This is a genomic window from Asticcacaulis sp. (genome assembly GCF_051954415.1).
Taxonomy (GTDB): Bacteria; Pseudomonadota; Alphaproteobacteria; order Caulobacterales; family Caulobacteraceae; genus Asticcacaulis.
This window is the reverse complement of record NZ_JBQCHT010000047.1, coordinates 258,384-276,656: the sequence shown is the minus strand read 5'-3', so window position 1 is coordinate 276,656 and position 18,273 is coordinate 258,384. Positions and strand designations below refer to the sequence as shown.

16 protein-coding genes are annotated in these 18,273 nt (G+C 59.5%); 4 read left to right on the top strand and 12 right to left on the bottom strand.

What is annotated here, in order from left to right; genetic code table 11:
• The first annotated feature begins 102 nt into the window (after positions 1–102).
• The 4 genes from ACTHND_RS19155 (at position 103) to der (ending at position 5,240) form a co-directional block, all read left to right on the top strand.
• Entirely contained in the window at positions 103–846 is a 744-nt protein-coding gene (locus ACTHND_RS19155) for a tetratricopeptide repeat protein (protein ID WP_440179558.1), read from the top strand.
• Positions 847–916: 70 nt separating this feature from the next.
• Positions 917–2,323 carry a PQQ-binding-like beta-propeller repeat protein gene (locus tag ACTHND_RS19150; RefSeq protein ID WP_440179556.1) on the top strand — a complete coding sequence of 469 codons (1,407 nt, stop codon included), beginning with the start codon at positions 917–919 and terminating at the stop codon, positions 2,321–2,323.
• Positions 2,324–2,332: 9 nt separating this feature from the next.
• On the top strand, positions 2,333–3,568 hold the full coding sequence (locus tag ACTHND_RS19145) for an ABC transporter permease (RefSeq protein WP_440179555.1): 1,236 nt from the start codon (positions 2,333–2,335) through the stop codon (positions 3,566–3,568).
• A 61-nt stretch (positions 3,569–3,629) separates the two neighbouring features.
• The gene (der, locus tag ACTHND_RS19140) at positions 3,630–5,240 is read left to right on the top strand and encodes a ribosome biogenesis GTPase Der (RefSeq protein ID WP_440179554.1); all 1,611 of its coding nucleotides are present in this window, start codon (positions 3,630–3,632) and stop codon (positions 5,238–5,240) included.
• A 34-nt stretch (positions 5,241–5,274) separates the two neighbouring features.
• Here der and ACTHND_RS19135 read toward each other — a convergent pair whose 3' ends face one another.
• From ACTHND_RS19135 to ACTHND_RS19080, 12 genes are all read right to left on the bottom strand, one after another.
• Positions 5,275–6,609: an aminotransferase class III-fold pyridoxal phosphate-dependent enzyme gene (locus ACTHND_RS19135; protein WP_440179553.1), complete on the bottom strand. Its 1,335-nt coding sequence runs from the start codon at positions 6,607–6,609 to the stop codon at positions 5,275–5,277.
• A gap of 82 nt (positions 6,610–6,691) precedes the next feature.
• On the bottom strand, positions 6,692–7,432 hold the full coding sequence (locus ACTHND_RS19130) for an SDR family NAD(P)-dependent oxidoreductase (RefSeq protein WP_440179552.1): 741 nt from the start codon (positions 7,430–7,432) through the stop codon (positions 6,692–6,694).
• Positions 7,433–7,447: 15 nt separating this feature from the next.
• Complete coding sequence (gene purF / locus ACTHND_RS19125; protein ID WP_440179551.1) at positions 7,448–8,956, bottom strand: amidophosphoribosyltransferase; 1,509 nt, start codon at positions 8,954–8,956, stop codon at positions 7,448–7,450.
• Positions 8,957–9,012: 56 nt separating this feature from the next.
• The gene (locus ACTHND_RS19120; protein ID WP_440179550.1) at positions 9,013–9,513 is read right to left on the bottom strand and encodes a CvpA family protein; all 501 of its coding nucleotides are present in this window, start codon (positions 9,511–9,513) and stop codon (positions 9,013–9,015) included.
• 140 nt (positions 9,514–9,653) lie between these two features.
• The gene (gene radA / locus ACTHND_RS19115) at positions 9,654–11,024 is read right to left on the bottom strand and encodes a DNA repair protein RadA (RefSeq protein WP_440179549.1); all 1,371 of its coding nucleotides are present in this window, start codon (positions 11,022–11,024) and stop codon (positions 9,654–9,656) included.
• A 65-nt stretch (positions 11,025–11,089) separates the two neighbouring features.
• On the bottom strand, positions 11,090–12,568 hold the full coding sequence (locus tag ACTHND_RS19110) for a replicative DNA helicase (protein WP_440179548.1): 1,479 nt from the start codon (positions 12,566–12,568) through the stop codon (positions 11,090–11,092).
• A gap of 305 nt (positions 12,569–12,873) precedes the next feature.
• Positions 12,874–15,303, bottom strand: coding sequence for a TonB-dependent receptor plug domain-containing protein (locus tag ACTHND_RS19105; RefSeq protein ID WP_440179547.1), 2,430 nt, complete (start codon positions 15,301–15,303; stop codon positions 12,874–12,876).
• A gap of 414 nt (positions 15,304–15,717) precedes the next feature.
• Positions 15,718–15,921 carry a cold-shock protein gene (locus tag ACTHND_RS19100; RefSeq protein ID WP_090642818.1) on the bottom strand — a complete coding sequence of 68 codons (204 nt, stop codon included), beginning with the start codon at positions 15,919–15,921 and terminating at the stop codon, positions 15,718–15,720.
• Positions 15,922–16,186: 265 nt separating this feature from the next.
• Entirely contained in the window at positions 16,187–16,774 is a 588-nt protein-coding gene (gene rplI, locus ACTHND_RS19095) for a 50S ribosomal protein L9 (RefSeq protein WP_440179546.1), read from the bottom strand.
• Positions 16,775–16,786: 12 nt separating this feature from the next.
• On the bottom strand, positions 16,787–17,068 hold the full coding sequence (gene rpsR, locus ACTHND_RS19090; protein WP_090642822.1) for a 30S ribosomal protein S18: 282 nt from the start codon (positions 17,066–17,068) through the stop codon (positions 16,787–16,789).
• 11 nt (positions 17,069–17,079) lie between these two features.
• Positions 17,080–17,463 (bottom strand): 30S ribosomal protein S6, encoded by a 384-nt coding sequence (gene rpsF, locus ACTHND_RS19085; RefSeq protein WP_090642825.1) that lies wholly within the window; start codon positions 17,461–17,463, stop codon positions 17,080–17,082.
• Between the two features lie 182 nt (positions 17,464–17,645).
• A complete protein-coding gene (locus ACTHND_RS19080) occupies positions 17,646–18,176 on the bottom strand; it encodes a peroxiredoxin (RefSeq protein ID WP_440179545.1) in 531 nt (176 codons plus the stop codon).
• Positions 18,177–18,273: the final 97 nt, after the last annotated feature.

The following is an 18,273-nucleotide window of genomic DNA, read 5'->3' as shown; positions in this document are numbered from 1 at the left end:
GCTGTATCCGGTTGCGTTAACCCGTGCCAAAGGTTAGGTTCGCGCCGAATTGGAGCGCCTGACGGGCATTCCCCTGATTATATGATTGATGAAGGATTCGCCGTGAGCGACATTTTTGACGAAACCGAAGAGAACCTGCGCGCCGATAAGTGGATCGGCATCGTCAAGAAAGCCTGGCCCTGGGTGGCTGGCGTCCTGGCTCTGGCTCTGGTGATTGCGCTGGGCGTCTGGGGATATCAAAGCTGGCAGGCCGGTATTGCCGCCAAGGCCGCCGAATCGTATGGCCAGGCGGTCGAATCGCTCGGCAAGGGCGATAAGGCCGTGGCGAAAACTCAGCTTGAAGCGACTGTGAAGGCCGGCAACGCCACTTACAAGGCCCTGGCTCTTCAGCAACTGGCCGGCCTGGCGCTTGAAGACAACAAGACGGCGGAAGCCATTGCCGACCTGGATCAGGCGGCAAAAGCGACGAACAGCGCCCTGATCAGTGATGCTGCCGCGCTTAAGGCTGCCTTGCTGGCCATGGATACCAGCAGCCTGGCCGACACTCAAAAGCGCCTTGAGCCGCTGATGAAGGAAAAGCGTCCCTTTGCCGCCATGGCCAAGGAAGCGCTTGCCATGGCCAAGCTGCAATCCGGCGACATCAAGGGCGCCCGCAGCGATCTGCAGGTGCTTTCCGTTACGCTCGGTACGCCGGATGGCGTCAAACAGCGCGCCGCCGCCTTTGTCGCCGCCATCGATTCCGGCGCCATCAGCACGGCACAGGCCATGATCAAGCTGCCGGAAGCGCCCATGCCGGTCATGCCGCAAATGCCGGTGCCGCAAGAGGCGCAGGCACCGGCACAATAAGCTACGGACCAGGCGTCCGCCGGTCTCAGTCTGAATTCTTGTTATGGAAACCCCGCATATGAGCTTGTCGATGGTTGATTTCAAAGGTGTCAAGCGCAATGGCGCCAGCCTGGTGGTTCTGGCGGCGGTTGCGGCCATAGGCTTGAGCGGCTGCGCCACGGCGAGCAAGCTGAACCCGTTCAAAGATCATAACAGTGATCAGGGGGCGGTTGCTTCGCAAGGGCAGCGTATCTCCATCGTGGCCTTTGATCAGAAACTCCAGCCCTCCAAGAGCCTGAAAGGGATTGGTTACTACCTGCCGCCGGCCGCGCCCGTAGCCAACTGGCCGCTGGCGAGCGGACCTGACACTCCGGTGCAGAACGCTGCGGCCGCCAAAGAGTTCAAAGTGGCCTGGAGCAAGTCCATCGGCACGCCCAGCAAGGGACCGAGCGAGGTTCTGGCCCAGCCGGTTTCCGATGGGCAGTTGATCTACACCATGGATGGCGAGGCGCGAGTTTCGGCTCATGATGTGGCGACCGGCAACCAGGTGTGGAGTGTCGATCTCAATCCGCACAACAAGCGCGACAAGACGGCCTTTGGCGGCGGTCTGGCGCTGGATAACGGCAAGCTCTACGTCACTTCCGGATTCCGGTTTGTCGAGGCGCTCGATGCCGCCACCGGCACGGAAATATGGAAAAAGGTCGTCGATACGCAGCTTCATGCCGCGCCGACCGTCAATGCCAGCTATGTCTTCGCCAGCGATGTCGATAATCAGATTTTTGCCTTCGACCGTAATACCGGCGAAATGGTCTGGACCTATCAGGCCATCGCCGAGCCGGCGCGACTGTTGAAATCGTCAGCGCCCGTCGTTTCCGGCGATATCGTTTATGCGCCTTTCTCTTCCGGTGAACTGGTGGCACTGAATGCCGCCACAGGCGATCCGGTCTGGCAGCAGGTTCTGGCGCAATCAAGCCGCACCAACGCCCTGTCGGAAATCCGTGATATTTCCGGCCGTCCAGTGCTCTATAACGGCACCGTCTTCGCCGCCAGCCATTCGGGCGTATTCCAGGCCATGGACGCCAAGACCGGCAATCCGGCGTGGAAGGTCGATACCGACAGCATCAACTCGCCCTGGGTAGCCGGCGACGTTGTTTTCCTGGTCAGCCTGCAAGGTGAACTGATCTGCGTCAGCCGTGAAAGCGGCCAGGTTTACTGGATCAAGGATCTGAATGTCGGGTTCCAGAAGACCAAGAAGGGCTTCTTCGGCCTGGGGCGCGAGAAGAAGGTCGGTAAGATCCCCCTGTGGGCGGGGCCTGTGCTGGCGTCCGACCGCCTAGTGATGGTCAATTCCCTGGGCGAGGCCGTGGCTTTCGATCCCAAGACCGGCGATCGCCAGGAAACGATCAAGCTCGGCGGTGCCGGTTTCATCGCGCCTATCGCGGTGGGCGACAAGCTGTTCCTCGTGACCGACGACGCCAAGCTGGTCGCGATCCAGTAAGCGCCCCCTATGCCCGGCTTTCTCTTTAAAGGCTGGGAGTTTGATCTGGCGGTCCGTTATCTGCGCACGAAGCGGAAGAACGGTGGTATTGCCGTTATTGCTATCCTGTCTTATGTCGGTGTCGCCCTGTCAGTGACGGCATTGATCGCTGTCATGTCGGTGATGAACGGCTTTCAGGGCGAAATCATGGGCCGTTTCCTGACGTTCAACAGTCATGCCGATATTACTGGACCGGCAATCAATGACAGCAAACGCAATAGCTTGCTTGCGCATCTCAGAACCGTGCCCGGGGTGGTGGATGCTTCGCCTTACGTCGAATCATCTGCCCTTGCGGAAAGTCCGTTCTCTAGTGTGCCGGTTTTTATTCGCGGCGGTGAGACCAAAAGCCTGAGGCGCGCCGGCATTGGACGGGATTTGATCGTCGGTTCGCTGGATGACTATACGAAAGACACTGTGCTGATCGGCGAAGGCGTTTCGGACAACCTGGGTCTCAGAATGGGTGACCAGATCGTGCTGACGGTGCCGGGTGGCCAGTCCGATGCACTGGCGGCGGTGCGGCGGCCATATCTCGTGGCAGGTATATTCAGATCAAAGGTGGCCAAGATAGACCAGACCTATATTTACATGCCGTTGTCCGAAGCACAGGGTTTCCTGGGGAAAGGCAATCGATGGGATATGATCGAAATCCGTGTGCGCAATCCTTATCATATCGAGCGGTTCGTGCCCCGGCTGAAAGAGGCGGCCGGCCAGTCAACCAAGATCGAAGATTGGAAACACCGCGACAGTGTTGTCTGGGGCGCCCTGAAATTTGAAGCCACTGCTATGAGGGCTATTCTGTTTTTTGTCACAGTCATTGCGGCTATGAATATTGTGTCGGGCATTGTGATGCTGGTCAAAAACAAGACCCGCGATATCGCTATCCTGCGCACGATCGGTGCTAGCAGCAACTCTATTACGCGGATATTTTTTCTGGCAGGCGCTTTGGTTGGCGGCGCCGGTACACTTACCGGGCTTGTAGCAGGCGCGACCATCGTTACTTTTATTTATCCGTTGCAAAGGGGCTTAGAGACGTTATTTCATTTCAGCTTTGCTATGGGTGGCATGGCCTATCTTCCGGCCAGTCTGCATGTCGGTGAAACCCTGGCAGTTGTTTTCGGCGCCTTCGTGGCGACCAGTCTTTGCACTTTGATCCCGGCTTTGGCGGCTGCGCGTCTGGAACCGGTGGATGCGCTGCGCTATGAATAGCGCGCATTTGTAGTCATGCTTTTAAAGTGGCTATTTGAGCGTTTTTCGCTATAAGGCGGCCATGCCTTTAAAAATAGCCATTGTCGGCCGGCCCAATGTCGGCAAATCGACCCTGTTTAACCGCCTCGCGGGCAAGAAGCTGGCCATTGTGGATGACCAGCCCGGTGTCACCCGTGATCGTCGCTACGCCACCGGCCGCATCGGTGACATCGACCTCGAACTGATCGATACCGCCGGTTTTGAAGACCTGAGCGACCACTCTCTGGAAGCGCGGATGCGGCTTCAGACTGAGCGCGGCATCGAAGAGGCTGATGTTGCCTTTTTCGTGGTCGATGCCCGCGAAGGCGTGACGCCACTCGATCGCATCTTCGCCGATATCCTGCGCAAGAAGGACAAGCCGGTCGTCATGATCGCCAACAAGGCCGAGGGGCATCAGGCCGCGGCCACCGCCGAGGAGGCGCGCGTTCTGGGCTTTGGTGAGCCGATCCACCTCTCCGCCGAGCACGGCGAAGGCATGTCCGAACTCTACGAAGCCACTGAAAAGTACCGCCAGATGTTTGAAGGCGACTTCATGGAGGCCGACGATGAGGCAGAGGACGAGGACACCAAGCCGATCCGCATTGCCATTATCGGTCGCCCGAACGCCGGCAAATCGACCCTGATCAACAAGCTGCTGGGCGAGGATCGCCTGCTGACCGGCCCCGAAGCCGGCATCACCCGTGATTCCATCTCGGTGGACTGGGAATATGAAGGGCGCACCATTCGCCTGGTCGATACGGCCGGCCTGCGTCGTAAGGCGCGCGTGCAGGAAAAGCTGGAAAAGCTGTCCACCAGCGATACCATTCGCGCGATTACCTTCGCCGAGGTTGTCGTGCTGGTGATGGATGAGGCCAATGCCTTCGAAGTTCAGGACTTGCAGATCGCCGATCTGGTCGAACGTGAGGGCCGGGCGCTGGTCTACGCCGTATCCAAGTGGGATCTGGTCGAGAATCCCCAGTCACGCCTGAACGAAATCGTCGAAATCTCAGAGCGTATGTTGCCGCAACTGCGCGGCGCGCCTCTGGTGACGCTCTCCGGCGCTACCGGCCGGGGGCTGGAACGCCTGATGCCGGCCGTGCTCAAGACCTATCGCAACTGGTCGGCCAAGATAAAGACGCGCGATCTAAATGACTGGCTGGCCCTGGCCATCCAGCGGCACCCGCCGCCCGCTGTCAGCGGTAAGCGCATCAAGCCGAAATACATGGCCCAGACCAAGGGGCGGCCGCCCACATTCGTGCTGTTCGCGGCCCGCGCCTACGCCATGCCGGATCACTATACGCGCTATCTTATCAATAGTTTGCGCGAATCTTTTGATATGCCGGGTGTACCGATCCGCCTGACGGTCAAGGCCAATTCGACCACCAATCCCTATGACGAAGGGGCTGCGTCCGAAACCTCAGGCCCGCCGCGCGTTCGCTCAAAACCGAAGTCCAAACCGGGAGAAAAGCCGGCGCACCCGAACCGCGTCCGCCAGAAGCCAAAGGGCGCGCCGCCGCCCAAGCCCAAGGTCGTGGTCAAGGACCGTACTGAGGTCAGCAAGGCCAAGGCTGTAAAGGCCAAGGCTATGGGACCGAGCACCAAGCCCGGCGCGGCAGGACCGGGCGGCCGTTCCAAGGTTAGGCCAAAGCGATAAAAAAACGCCCCGGATAGCCGGGGCGTTTTTTTATTCAGAGCTTCTCCAGAACGCGTGCCAGTTTGGTCAGCATGGCATCGATATCGGCGATGGTGACATCGAGCGGCGGTCGGAAGCGGATGCTGTCGGTGCCGGCGCCAAGCAGCAGCAGGTTTTCAGTTTCCAGCGCCAGATCGACCAGGCGGCCTTTGTTGCGCCTGTCATTGACCGTAAAGCCCTGGTAGAGGCCCAGGCCCCGCACATTGCTGATCAGATTGGGGAACTTCTCCACCAGTTGATTGAGGCGGTCGAACAGGTAGCGGCCCTTGGCCGTCACCTGATCCAGCAGCCCTTCATCTTCCACAATCCGCCATTCCTGCACGAAACGCACCATGTCGGCGAGCGTCCCGCCCCAGGTGGAATCGAGCACGCCGACATCCTCCATCGGGTTCAACATGTAGACGGCGCCATTGCCGAACTTCTTGGCAACAGCAATGGCCTGCGGCGGATAGGGAACGTCGAACAGATCGATGGAAAAGATAGCGCCGGTCTGGCCGCCTGAGGTTTGCACTTCATCCAGTCCCCAGCCGATATCATAGTCGTGGCAGAGCCTGGACAGGCCCTGATAGAAGCGCGGCAGGGCCAGGCGATGGCCGCCGGCGCCTTGCAGGGGCTCCAGGATGACGCCGGCGATTTCATCCGGATGCTCGCGCATGAAGGCTTCGATCAGGCTCAGGCAACGATCGACTTCCAGCTCATTTTCAGCGTTCGACCGGCGGGCATCATATTCCGGAAACGGCACCTGGAGATTGCCATGGATGATGCCGCGGAAGTCCCTGGTCGCCACCGGATCGTGCGATAGATTGGTAATGTTCAGGGCAAAAACCGTTCGTCCATGAAAGGCTTGCTCGAAATAGATAAAGCGATGGTTGAGGACCGTCCTGCCCTTGGCCTGCTGCTTGTGATTATGCAGGTTGATGAGGTATTTCATCATGTTTTCGACGGCCTCGGCCCCCGAATTGACGGCATAAACCTCGACATGCTGATCGCGCATACAGACGGGCGCCAGGCGATGGAGCAGACGATAATAGGCCAGGCATTGCGGCGTCAGGAAATCCGGATTGGCCATCTTGTTATTGGCGGCCAGGACCAGTTCGCGGACATAGTCAGGCTCGAACAGGCGCGGGTGATTATAGCCCAGAAGCTTTGAGCCATAGAGGCCGCACCAGTCCGTAATGCGATCGCCATCCACCGTGGCCAGGGTCATGCCCTGGCTATTAGCCAGATCGACCACAAAAGGATAAGGCTCGGCGATGACGTATTTGCCGAGTTCTTCAAGCATGGAAGCGCTTTGCGCTTTGGGATAGGCGGGGGGCGTATGACTGTTCATACTGACATTCTGAACCGATTTTGGACAAAATGGAAGTAAATTTAAACAAAATGGTTGCGAATTAAATCAAACTGACGACGCCTCAGGCGTATTGCGCGGCCTTGAGTTTCCAGTCGGGGAAGCTAACCGTTTCAAGTGGCGGCACCTTGCCGGGATCGGCCAGTTCAAGGATAAGCGGCGCGATTTCCGAAGGCATAGGCAGGGTTTCAGGATCTTCGCCGGGATAGGCGGCGGCACGCATCCGGGTACGCATGGCGCCGGGCGACACAATGGCGGCGCGAATGGGGGTGATCTCGATTTCGTCGGCCCAGGCACGGACCAGGGTTTCCATGGCGGCCTTGGTGGCGCCATAGGGGCCCCAGAAGGCCCGGCCTGTAGTCACGCTGGCACCGGTGGTCAGGAAGATGGCGCGGCCAGCGGTGGACTGGCGCAGAAGCGGTTCCAGGGCGCGCAGCAAACGCCAGGTGGCGCCAAGATTAACGGCGACGACCTTGTCGAAATCCTTGGGTTCGTGGTGCGTGACCGGGCTGAGCGTGCCCGAAATCGCGGCGGCATGGACCAGGACGTCAATGCGGCCGAAGCGTTCGAACAGAACAGAACTCAGGCGATCAAAGGCATCGCTGTCGGTGATGTCGAACGGAATAAGCGTGGCGTGCTGGCTGGTGGCAGCGAAGACCTCGTCATCCAGTTCTTCCAGCGCCGCCTTGGAACGTCCGCAGGCGATGACCTGAGCACCGGCCTTGGCGAGGGCCAGGGCGCAGGCGCGGCCGATACCCCTTGAAGCGCCGGTGACAAGGGCGATACGGCCGGTCTGTGCGGTCATCTGAAGTCCTGTATTTTAGTAGCTGTTGGCGAGCAGCGAAAGCTGGGCGCCGGCATTTTCACCTTCGGCCTCAACTTCACGATCAGTCAGGCGCGTCGGGTATTCACCGGTGAAATAGTGATCGGTGAACTGTGGATTGGCGTTGTCGCGGCCCGAATGTCCCATCGCCTTGTAGAGACCATCGACCGAGAGGAAGCCTAAGGAATCGCATTCCAGCTTCTGGCGCATTTCCTCCAGGGTGTGGTTGGCGGCCAGCAGCTTCTCGCGGTCCGGCATATCGATGCCATAGAAGTCCGGCCACATGATCGGCGGCGAAGCCGAACGCAGGTGGACTTCCTTAGCGCCGGCGGCGCGGACCATGCGGACGATCTTGACCGAAGTGGTGCCGCGCACGATTGAGTCATCGATCAGGATGACCTTCTTGCCTTCGAGCACGATGCGGTTAGGGGCGTGCTTCTTACGGACGCCCAGATCGCGGATGCCTTGGGTCGGCTGGATGAAGGTGCGGCCGACATAGTGATTGCGGATAATGCCCAGTTCGAACGGCAGGCCGGACTGTTCGGCAAAACCGAGGGCGGCCGGCACGCCGGAATCCGGCACAGGCACAACGATATCGGCATCGGCCGGATGCTCTATCGCCAGTTGGCGGCCCATGCGCTTGCGTACGTCATAGATGGACTTGCCGTTCACCACGCTGTCCGGACGGGCGAAGTAGATGTATTCAAACAGGCAGGGGCGGGCGGATTTCTGGCCGAAGGGTTTGAAGGAGGTCAGGCCGGTTTCGTCGATCTGGACCACTTCGCCATGCTCGACATCGCGCACGAAAGTGGCGCCGATCATGTCCAGCGCACAGGTTTCCGAGGCAAAAACATAGGACTCACCCAGCTTGCCGATGACCAGCGGACGGATGCCGAGCGGATCACGAGCGCCGATCATCATATTGCGCGTCAGGGCCACCAGGGCGAAACCGCCTTCGATATGACGCAGAGCGTCCATGAAGCGATCGATGATCTTGATCGAACGCGAACGGGCGATCAGATGCAAAATGACCTCCGAATCGGAGGTCGACTGGAAGATGGACCCTTCGCTGACCAGTTTGGTGCGCAGGTGCATGAAATTGGTGAGGTTGCCGTTGTGGGCGAGAGCGATGCCGCCGTCATCCAGATCGGCGAACATCGGCTGGACGTTGCGGATGAAGGCACCGCCGGCGGTCGAATAACGCGTGTGGCCAATAGCCGAGCGGCCCTTCAGGCGGGCAACTACTTCGGGCTGGGTAAAGACATCGCCGACCAGGCCATGTTCGCGTTCGGTATAGAAGCGCTTGCCGTCGCAGGAGGCGATGCCGCAGGCTTCCTCGCCTCGATGTTGCAGGGCGTGCATTCCGAGCACGGTGATGGCGCTGGCGTCATCTATGCCATAGACACCGAACACCCCGCATTCGAGGCGGGGGCGGTCATCGTCGGAATCGCGCTGATGGGCTTGGGGATCGGTGAGAGCAGACAGTTCAGGCTGAGACAACAGCATGGAATCTCTTTTCTAAAACGCAGTGACCGTCCGCACGGGGAGACCGGAAGGTCAGGTTACTGATTGTCCTCGACCACCTTGTTGGCCACACCCGTGCTTGCCGGAATGAAGGCCTGGATGATCTTGGCGCATTTGACGCTAAGTGGATAAACCTTGGCGGCGCGAAACCAGTGAGGTTGCCGGTCAATAGGCGTCACCGCGGAAAAAATCAAATGGAATACGCCCAAAACCACCAGTGTACGGAAGATTCCGATGCCGATGCCCAGGACGCGGTCGAAGGTATTGAGGGCCTTCTGTTTCTGGACCTTCTCCGACAAGGCATGGCCCAGATAACGGATGCCGAAATAGATCAAAAGGAAGATGATGAAGGCGGCGACATAGCCGGTGATGGTATCCAGGTGGAAACTGTTGGCAATGAAGGGTTTGGCGATAACGGAGACGAACAGTGCCAGGAAGAAGGAAATCAGGTTGACCAGTTCCTTGGTGCCGCCGCGCACAAAGCCTGCGACGCATGATATGGCAAGGATGGCCAGAAAGATGAGATCGTAGGCTTGCATGTTATCCCCCATATGTGATGGCGCCGGCCGTTTTCCAGTCCTGAAGCGTATTTATTGAGGACGGAGTGAGCCGCAGCGCCTGGGCGTACTCATACCATTTGCGCTCAGCCTTAACAACAAGGGTTAACCGGCGGGTCCGACTAGCCTTGCGGGAACAGGCTGGTGACGGCATCGACCAGAGTGGTGAAGCCGCGCACCTGCAAGGGCGCATTTTCACTGGCGGATTGCGCGGTGACGGCGCTGGAAAAACCCAATTTCAGGGCTTCTTTCAGGCGTCCTTCGGCGCGGGAAACGGAGCGGATGTCGCCGGACAGGCTGATTTCGCCAAAGACCACGCAGTCGCGCGGCAGGGGGACATCGGTCAGGGCGGATACCAGGGCCAGCGCGACGCACAGGTCGCCGGCGGGTTCGGAAATGCGCAGTCCGCCAGCGACATTAAGGTAAACGTCCTTCTGGCCGAAGCCGACCCCGCAGCGCGCTTCCAGAACGGCCAGGATCATGGCCAGGCGGCCTGAGTCCCAGCCGACGACCGCTCGACGCGGGGTACCATAGGCCGAGGGCGCTACTAGGGCCTGGACCTCAACCAGTACAGGACGCGAGCCTTCGATACCGGCAAAGACCGCTGAGCCTGAGGCGCGTTCGTGGCCGTCACCGAGAAACAGGGCTGACGGGTTGGGCACTTCCCGCAGACCGGAATCGCCCATTTCAAACACGCCGATCTCATCGGTGGCGCCGAAACGGTTCTTGGTGCCGCGCAGGATACGGAAGGGGTAGCCGCGCTCACCCTCGAAGGACAGAACGGCATCGACCATGTGCTCGACGACGCGCGGGCCGGCAATCTGGCCTTCCTTGGTGACATGACCGACCATGATGATTGATGTGGATTGTTTTTTTGCCAGCCGCACCAACTCACCAGCGCAGGCCCGAACCTGTGACACCGAGCCTTGCGCCGCCTCGACGGCATCCGACCACAGTGTCTGGATGGAATCGATGATGACGAGGTCGAACCTCTCGCGTTTCAGCGCTTCAAGGATAGTGCGCAGGGCGGTTTCGGCAGCCAGATCGACCGGCGCCTTGGCAAGCCCCATGCGACCGGCACGACCGCGTATCTGCTCCACGGCTTCTTCACCGGAAATATAGGCGACTTTCAGATTCTTCAGTGCGGCACTGGCGGCCACCTGTAGCAGCAGGGTCGATTTACCCACGCCGGGATCGCCGGCAATCAGGATGGCCGAGCCCGGCACCACGCCGCCGCCGCATACCCGATCGAACTCATCGATACCCGTCACCATGCGAACGGGGATCGCATCTTCGCTCTCAAGGGTCTCGAATTGCAGCTTGTTCAGGCGGGAGATTTTCCCCGGCGGTTCAGCTTTCAGCCCGCCGGGTGGCGCGCTGTAGGTCTCCTGCACGAGCGTATTCCACTGGCCGCATCCGCTGCACTGTCCGGCCCACTTGTTGTGGACATTGCCGCAGGACTGACAGACATAGATGGCGGAATCGCGGGCCATGACACACTCATATGAAGCTATTTGTTCTTCATATGTTCTGATTTCGCGGCATTGTCAAGAACCGGTTATTCGTAACTGCTTTCGTACATATGACTGTTCGCAAGATTGCCGAAGCGAACCGTGTTGGCGTCGAACGACACGCGGACAGTGCCGATGGGGCCGTGACGTTGCTTGCCGATAATGACCTCGGCCATGTTACGGCAACGGTCCATGTCTTCCTGCCAGGTCAGGTGTTCGGGCGTGCCCTCGCGTGGCTCGGCCCGGCCGAGATAATAGCTTTCCCGATAGACGAACATCACGATATCGGCGTCCTGCTCGATCGAGCCGGATTCGCGCAGGTCGGAAAGCTGCGGCCGCTTGTCATCACGGCTTTCGACCGTACGCGAAAGCTGTGACAGGGCGATGACCGGGATGGCCAGTTCCTTGGCGAGGGTCTTCAGGCCCATGGTGATGGTTGAAACTTCCTGCACCCGGTTCATATTGGCGCCGGCGTCGCCGATGGTGACAAGCTGGAGGTAGTCAACCATGAGGCAGTCAAGGCCGGCTGTGCGTTTCAAACGGCGGGCGCGGGCTGTCAGCTTGGCCAGGGTAATGCCGCCGGTATCGTCGATATAGAGCGGGGCGGCGCTGATTTCCATCGCCGCCTCCTTGATTTGCATGAATTCACCGGGCGTGATTTCGCCCTTGCGGATTTTGTCGGACGGCACGCTGGAGGCATCGGAGAGCAGACGGCCGGCCAACTGGTCGGCGGACATTTCGAGCGAGTAGAAGGCCACGATACCGCCGCGCACGGTCTTGCGGGTGCCATCGGGTTGCGGTTCGTAGGCATAGTTCTTGGCGATATTCATGGCGATATTGGTCGCCAGCGCCGTTTTCCCCATTGAGGGGCGCCCGGCCAGGATGATCAGGTCGGACTTGTGCAGGCCGCCGATCTGCTTGTCGAGGTCGGTCAGGCCTGTGGATATACCGGCCAGGCCGCCATCACGATGGAAGGCTTCCTCGGCGTGGTTCAGCGCGCCGGCGACGGCGTCCGAAAAGCTGACGAAGCCGGTGGAGGAACTGCCGGTTTCGGCCATGGAAAAGAGCTGCGATTCCGCCGCTTCGATCTGTTCGCGGGCGTCCTGCTCACCCACCGCGGCCTTGGCAATTTCACCGCCCAGGCGGATAAGGTCGCGGCGCAAGGCCAGGTCATAAATGACTCGGGCATAGTCTGAGGCATTGGCTGCCGGTGGGGCGCGATCGACGAGATCGGCGAAGTAGCGGATGCCGCCGAGATCCTGGAATGCCTGATCCGCCTTGAATTTGTCGAGCAAAACGATTGGTTCCGCCAGGTGGCCGATGCGGATCTGCTCTTCGATGACCGCGAACAGGCGCTGGTGGAAGGGCTCATAAAAATGACGCGGCTGGAGACCATCATACAGTCGCTCATAGGCGCCGTTATCGAACAGCAGGCAGCCGAGCAGGGCCTGTTCCGCCTCAAGATTGTGCGGAATGGTTGAGGGCGTTTCGGCAGCGGTATGAGGCGGGGGGAGGGTGTCGGGCATGGCGGCGGTCATAGAGCCAGGTTACGGCATGTGCAAGCCGTGTCATCCGGTTAATTTTTGTGTCCACTTAAGGCCAATTCACAGCCTGTGAAGTCTGGGGATAGAATCTGCTGATAATAGCATAAAAACCCCTCACAGGCGAACCTGCGAGGGGGGAATAAGTCAGCAAGAAACCCCACCACCAACGCGCAAGGGCGCGTCGGTCCCCCTCCCCATCAAAGATGGGGAGGTATAAGGCGGTCGTGATGAGCCGCTGAAGCCCCAGCATACGCTGTCACGATTCCGGGTTAAGGGGGCGAGCCCCCTTACCAGGTTTGGCTGAGCTTGGCGTAGAGATACCGGCCATTGAAGCCAAACGGCGAGAAGCGGGTGAAGGAGAGGGCGCCGACACCGTTTCCGCTGGTGATGTTCAGGTTGGCCGGGGTGGCGTTTGGATATTCGTCAAACAGGTTATCCGCGCCAAGCGTGACGGTCGTGCCGGTGCCGAAGCGGTAGCTGGCGGAAAGATCGACGAGGGTATGATCGCCGCTGTGGATATCATTGGCCTGAACCGAGGCCGGATCGATGACATCGCCGTAATAGGTGGCGCGGCCATTGACCGTCCAGTTTCCGGCATTCCAGTCAACGCCCACCGTGGCTTTATCCTCAGGTGACGAGTTGGTCAGGATGACCTGGCGAACACGGGCGAAAAGTACCGGCTGCGGATTGAGCGGCGAATTATTCAGCGGGTTCAGGCGGTCGATCTCGGTCTCGTTGTGGTTATAGGCCAGCGAGAAATTGAAACGACCGAAATCGGTGGGCAGGCGATAATTGGCCACCAGGTCGACGCCATTGGTCGTGGTATCGGCGCCATTGATGAAGAAGCGCGCCGCGGACACGCCATAGGGAGCCAGCAGGGCGGCCACCTGGGGCGAGAAGCTGCTGGAGATGTTTTCCGACAGCAGGATGCGGTCATCGATCTTAATGCTGTAGGCATCGAGCGTCACTTCAAACGGCCCGCTATGCCAGACGCCGCCCAGGGTGTAACTGGTCGACTTTTCCGGGTTCAGCGGTTCGGCGCCGAGGGCTTCGGCAACAGGGCTGGTGGCCGGGAAGGTGCCGGTTTCGACGATCTTGCCGACGCTGCCGCTGGTATCGAGCACACTGGCCGTCGAGGTGAAATACTGCTGGGCCAGGGACGGTGCGCGGAAGCCGGTGGAGACCGAACCGCGCAGGGCCAGGTTATCAGTCAGCTTGTAACGGGCCGCCAGTTTGCCGGAGACATTATCGCCGAAATCGGAATAGTTTTCGGCGCGGATAGCGGCATCGAAGCTGAAGCGGTCGGTGATATCGGCGGCGACATCGGCATAGACACCGACATTGTTACGATCGACATCGACGACATTGCTCGGCTGGAAGCCGCTGAAGCCCTGGGCACCTGCCGACCTGGTCGTGTCGGAACCGAGCGCGTAGGAGGCGACGTCACCGGCCTTGATGGCGTATTTTTCCTGACGGGCTTCGAGACCCAGCGCCAGGGTCAGCGGGCTGGCCCAGCCGGAAACCGCGAACGGACGGCTGATATCGGCGTTGAAGACGGTCTGATCATATTTCAGCTGGCCGTCATAGAAATCGCGCGGTGAGGCTGCGCCATAGGACGGGTTGACGCTGTTCAGCGTGTAGTAGTCGAGCTTGTTGCCGCCGGCGCTTAAGGAAAAGTCGCTGGTCCATTCGCCGAGAGCGCCGCGCAGACCGATTGTGGCGGAATAATCTTTGGATTGCGCATTTATAATCGGCAGGAAGCCGAACGGATAGATTTCGGGAATGTTGCCAGACGCATTGGTGTGGCGGAAGAAGGCCGCGCTCTTGGAGTTGAGGTCCGAAGCGCTGGCATTGCCGTAAAGCGTCCAGTTGTCGTTCAGCGGCTTGCCGGCATTGACGAAGACGCTGGCGCTCAACTGGGCCGGATCGCCATAGCGGCTGGTAACAACGGCGGGAGAGACGAGGCCGTCGATATCGCCGCGCGAGGTCGGGGCGCGGTGGCGGGTTTCGGCGGAGATGGTGAGGAAGCCGTCGGAGCCAAGCGGGAGGCCGACCCAACCGGAAACATTGGTGGTGGCACCGTCAGACGCATGACGCGAGGAGTTGGCCGGGCTGACGTCGGTATCATATTCGCCGTAGGAAACACTGACGCCGGCGCCATGATTGGCCTCGCGCAGGTGCAGGTTGATCACGCCGGCGATGGCGTCGGAGCCATATTGCGCCGAGGCGCCGTCACGCAGGACTTCGAGACGGTCGAGCGCGATTTCCGGGATGGCGTTGAGATCGACGGCGGATGACCCGCGGCCGGTCGAGCCGTTGACATTGACCAGCGCCGAGGTGTGACGACGCTTGCCATCGACCAGAACCAGGGTCTGGTCGGGCGACAGGCCGCGCAGGGAGGCGGGGCGGACGTTATCGGTACCGTCGACACCGGCCGGGCGCGGGAAGTTCAGGCTGGGGGCGACGCGGGAAAGGCCCTGCGCCAGTTCGGTCGAGCCCTGGGTTTGCAGGCTTTGCGCGGTGACGACATCGACGGGCGCCAGGGTATCTAGGCGTGAGCGGCGGCTGGCGCGCTGGCCGGTAACGACGATTTCGGTGGGCTGTTCATCGGCCGCCGGCGCGGCTTGTTGGGTATCCTGCGCGAACGCGGCGGGCGCAAAACCGGCCGACAGGCTGAGAACAAGGGCGGTTGTCAGATAAAGACGTGAAGTGGACATGCGTAGGCTCCATTGATTTCGGTTCGGATCGTCTTTAAGGCGATTTTCCGACTCGTGCGGTTGTGCTGAGCCACAATTGGTCGCATTACCGTCATATTTAAAGAGGGTGCGCCGCAATAAATCCTGCGAAGTCAGGTTAGAAAAACTATTTTCTGATGGGCGAGTGTTTGTGAAAGTTGTATAAAAATATTTATATTTCAGATATTTATGTGAAATTCTTGCGAGCGGCGAGTTTGCTCAGCTCAACCAAAATCCGTGAACATATCCGTAAGCTGTAACCATTCGTGACCTTGGATCATGGCCATATTTGACGGTGTTCCCACAAGCCTGGCGCATGTCGCAAACAAAAAGCCCTCGAAAGCCGAAACTTTCGAAGGCTTAAACTTTGAAATTCACAGGCGTGAGCCTGTTAAATTACGCGGTTTGCAGGTTGGCAGCCGAGGTCTTGCCCTTTTCAGTGACCAGCTCGTAGCTGATCTTCTGATTTTCGTTCAGGGTGCGCAGACCGGCGCGCTCAACAGCCGAGATGTGGACGAACACGTCCGCACCGCCGGTGTCGGGCTGAATGAAACCAAAACCTTTAGTGGGGTTGAACCACTTAACCGTACCCGTAGCCATGATGGCCTCCGTATAGTAATCGCACCTTCGTGCATGAAGTACGCATGGAATTACGCGAACTTTAAAATCCGAAAAGAGTGCGTCTTGGGAGCCTTGTGGGCGGTCGTGCAAGTCAAACCTGAATCTCGAATGCAACGACCATACCTGTTTTCCAAAGAATAGCAAGGCGGATCAGCCGGTTGCAATAAACACGGCGTGATCCGAACAGAGAAAAGCCCCCGAAAGACTGGCTTTCGGGGGCTAAATCTTCAACGCTTAGAAGCGATTAAGCTTCGTAAGGCGCGTCGGCGATGGCCTGGCCAGCGCCGCCTTCGAGCATATCGGCAGCGGCTTCATCAGCAGCAGCGCGATCTTCTTCGAATTGCGAGGCGATGACGTTTTCACCGGCGGCCTGACGCTCGGCTTCGTCAGCCGAACGGGCCACGTTGACCGTGATGGTCAGCGAGACTTCCGCGTGCAGGCGCACAGTGATGACGTGCAGGCCGAGGGTCTTGATCGGCGTATTCAGGACGATCTGGTTACGCTCAACCTTGCCGCCCGCTTCGGCAACGGCTTCGGACACGTCACGGGCATTGACCGAACCGTAGAGCTGGCCGCTGTCACCCGCCTGGCGGATGATGACATAGGTCGTGCCGTCAAGTTCCGAAGCCGACTTCTCGGCGGCGGCCTTGTTGGCGGCGTTACGGGCGACGATCTGTTCCTTCTGGGCCTCGAAGACCTTCAGGTTGGCAGCCGTGGCGCGCAGGGCCTTGTGGCGGGGCAGGAGGAAGTTACGGGCGAAGCCGTCCTTCACGCCAACCACGTCACCGATGGTGCCGAGGTTTTCGACACGTTCAAGCAAAACAACTTTCATGATCTCTGCTCCTTACTTCACAACGTAGGGCAGCAGGGCCAGGAAACGGGCGCGCTTGATGGCCTTGGCCAGTTCGCGTTGCTTCTTCTGGCTGACGGCCGTGATGCGCGAGGGGACGATCTTGCCGCGTTCCGAGATGTAACGTTGCAGGAGCTTGACGTCCTTGTAGTCGATCTTCGGGGCGTTGGCGCCGGAGAACGGGCACACCTTGCGGCGGCGGAAGAAAGGACGGCGGGCGGGACCGTTGCCGACAGGCGCGCCGGGAGCGGTGGAGGCGATTGCGTCTTCAGACATCTGGTGCTCCCTTATTCTGCGAAGTCAGGCGTGCGTTCGGCACGGTCGGAGCGATCCGAGCGTTCCGGACGGTCACGGCGCGACAGGACGGGCGACAGTTCGAGGTCGAGCTCTTCGACGCGAACGGTCAGGAAACGGATGACGTCTTCGTTGATCGAGAGCTGGCGTTCCATTTCCTTCACGGCCGGGGCCGGGGCGTCGATGGCGAGCAGCGAATAGTGAGCCTTGCGGTTCTTCTTGACGCGATAGGTCAGGTTGCGCAGACCCCAGTATTCGATCTTGGCAATGTGACCACCGCCTTCTTCGATCAGATGCTTGATGGTGTCGTTCAGAGCTTCCGCCTGTTGCGGCGAAATATCTTGCCGTGCGAGCACGGTGTGTTCGTAAAAGGGCATGTTTATCCTCTTCCGTTGCTCCGGGTGGCGCCTTGATCCAGCGGAAGGTCTGGTCAGAACGATGGATCGGACATGACACGATGTCAGCCGACCACCCGGAAGGGAGCGCCCTCATAGATGAGGAACGCTCAAAAGGCAAGAGTTGTTTAGTTTTGCGCTCAAAACGCTCCGCAAGACGCGCCTTATTTTCCGGCGTCGACTGCCTGCAACAGCGTGCTGACGTGGGTAGAAGCATCGCCGCTGTCATGGACGAAGGCAATCTTCCCATCCGTGCCGACGACATAGGAAATGCGGTTGGACATGTTCATGGTGCCCATCTGCGCATCGTAGGCTTTGGTGACCACGGCCTTGGTGTCGGCGCCAACCGGGAACTTGCCCTGGCAAACTTCCTTAGAAAACTTTTGCAGCGTGCCGATCTCATCCGTGGAGACGCCGACGACGGTCACATGCTTCGCCTCGAACTTTGGGATGGCTTCTGAAAACTGATGCGCTTCCAGCGAACAGCCGCCGGTAAAGGCTTTCGGATAGAAATAGACCACAACAGGGCCGGATTTGAGGGCGTCCTGCAGTGAGAATGTGCTGACGACGCCATTGGTGGCGACCGGAATGCTGAAGCCCGGCGCCTTGTCGCCAACCTTGAGGGCGGCGAAGGCCGGGGAAGCCAGCAGGGTGGCGGTAGCGAGGGCGGCCAGGCCGAGAGTGATTTTCTTCATGAGCGTATCTCCTGTTTTTGTGACGCTATGCCTTATACGGCGGTCTGGCAAGATCGGTTACCGGCGAAGGGTAATAACTAAAATTGCATCGGCACGC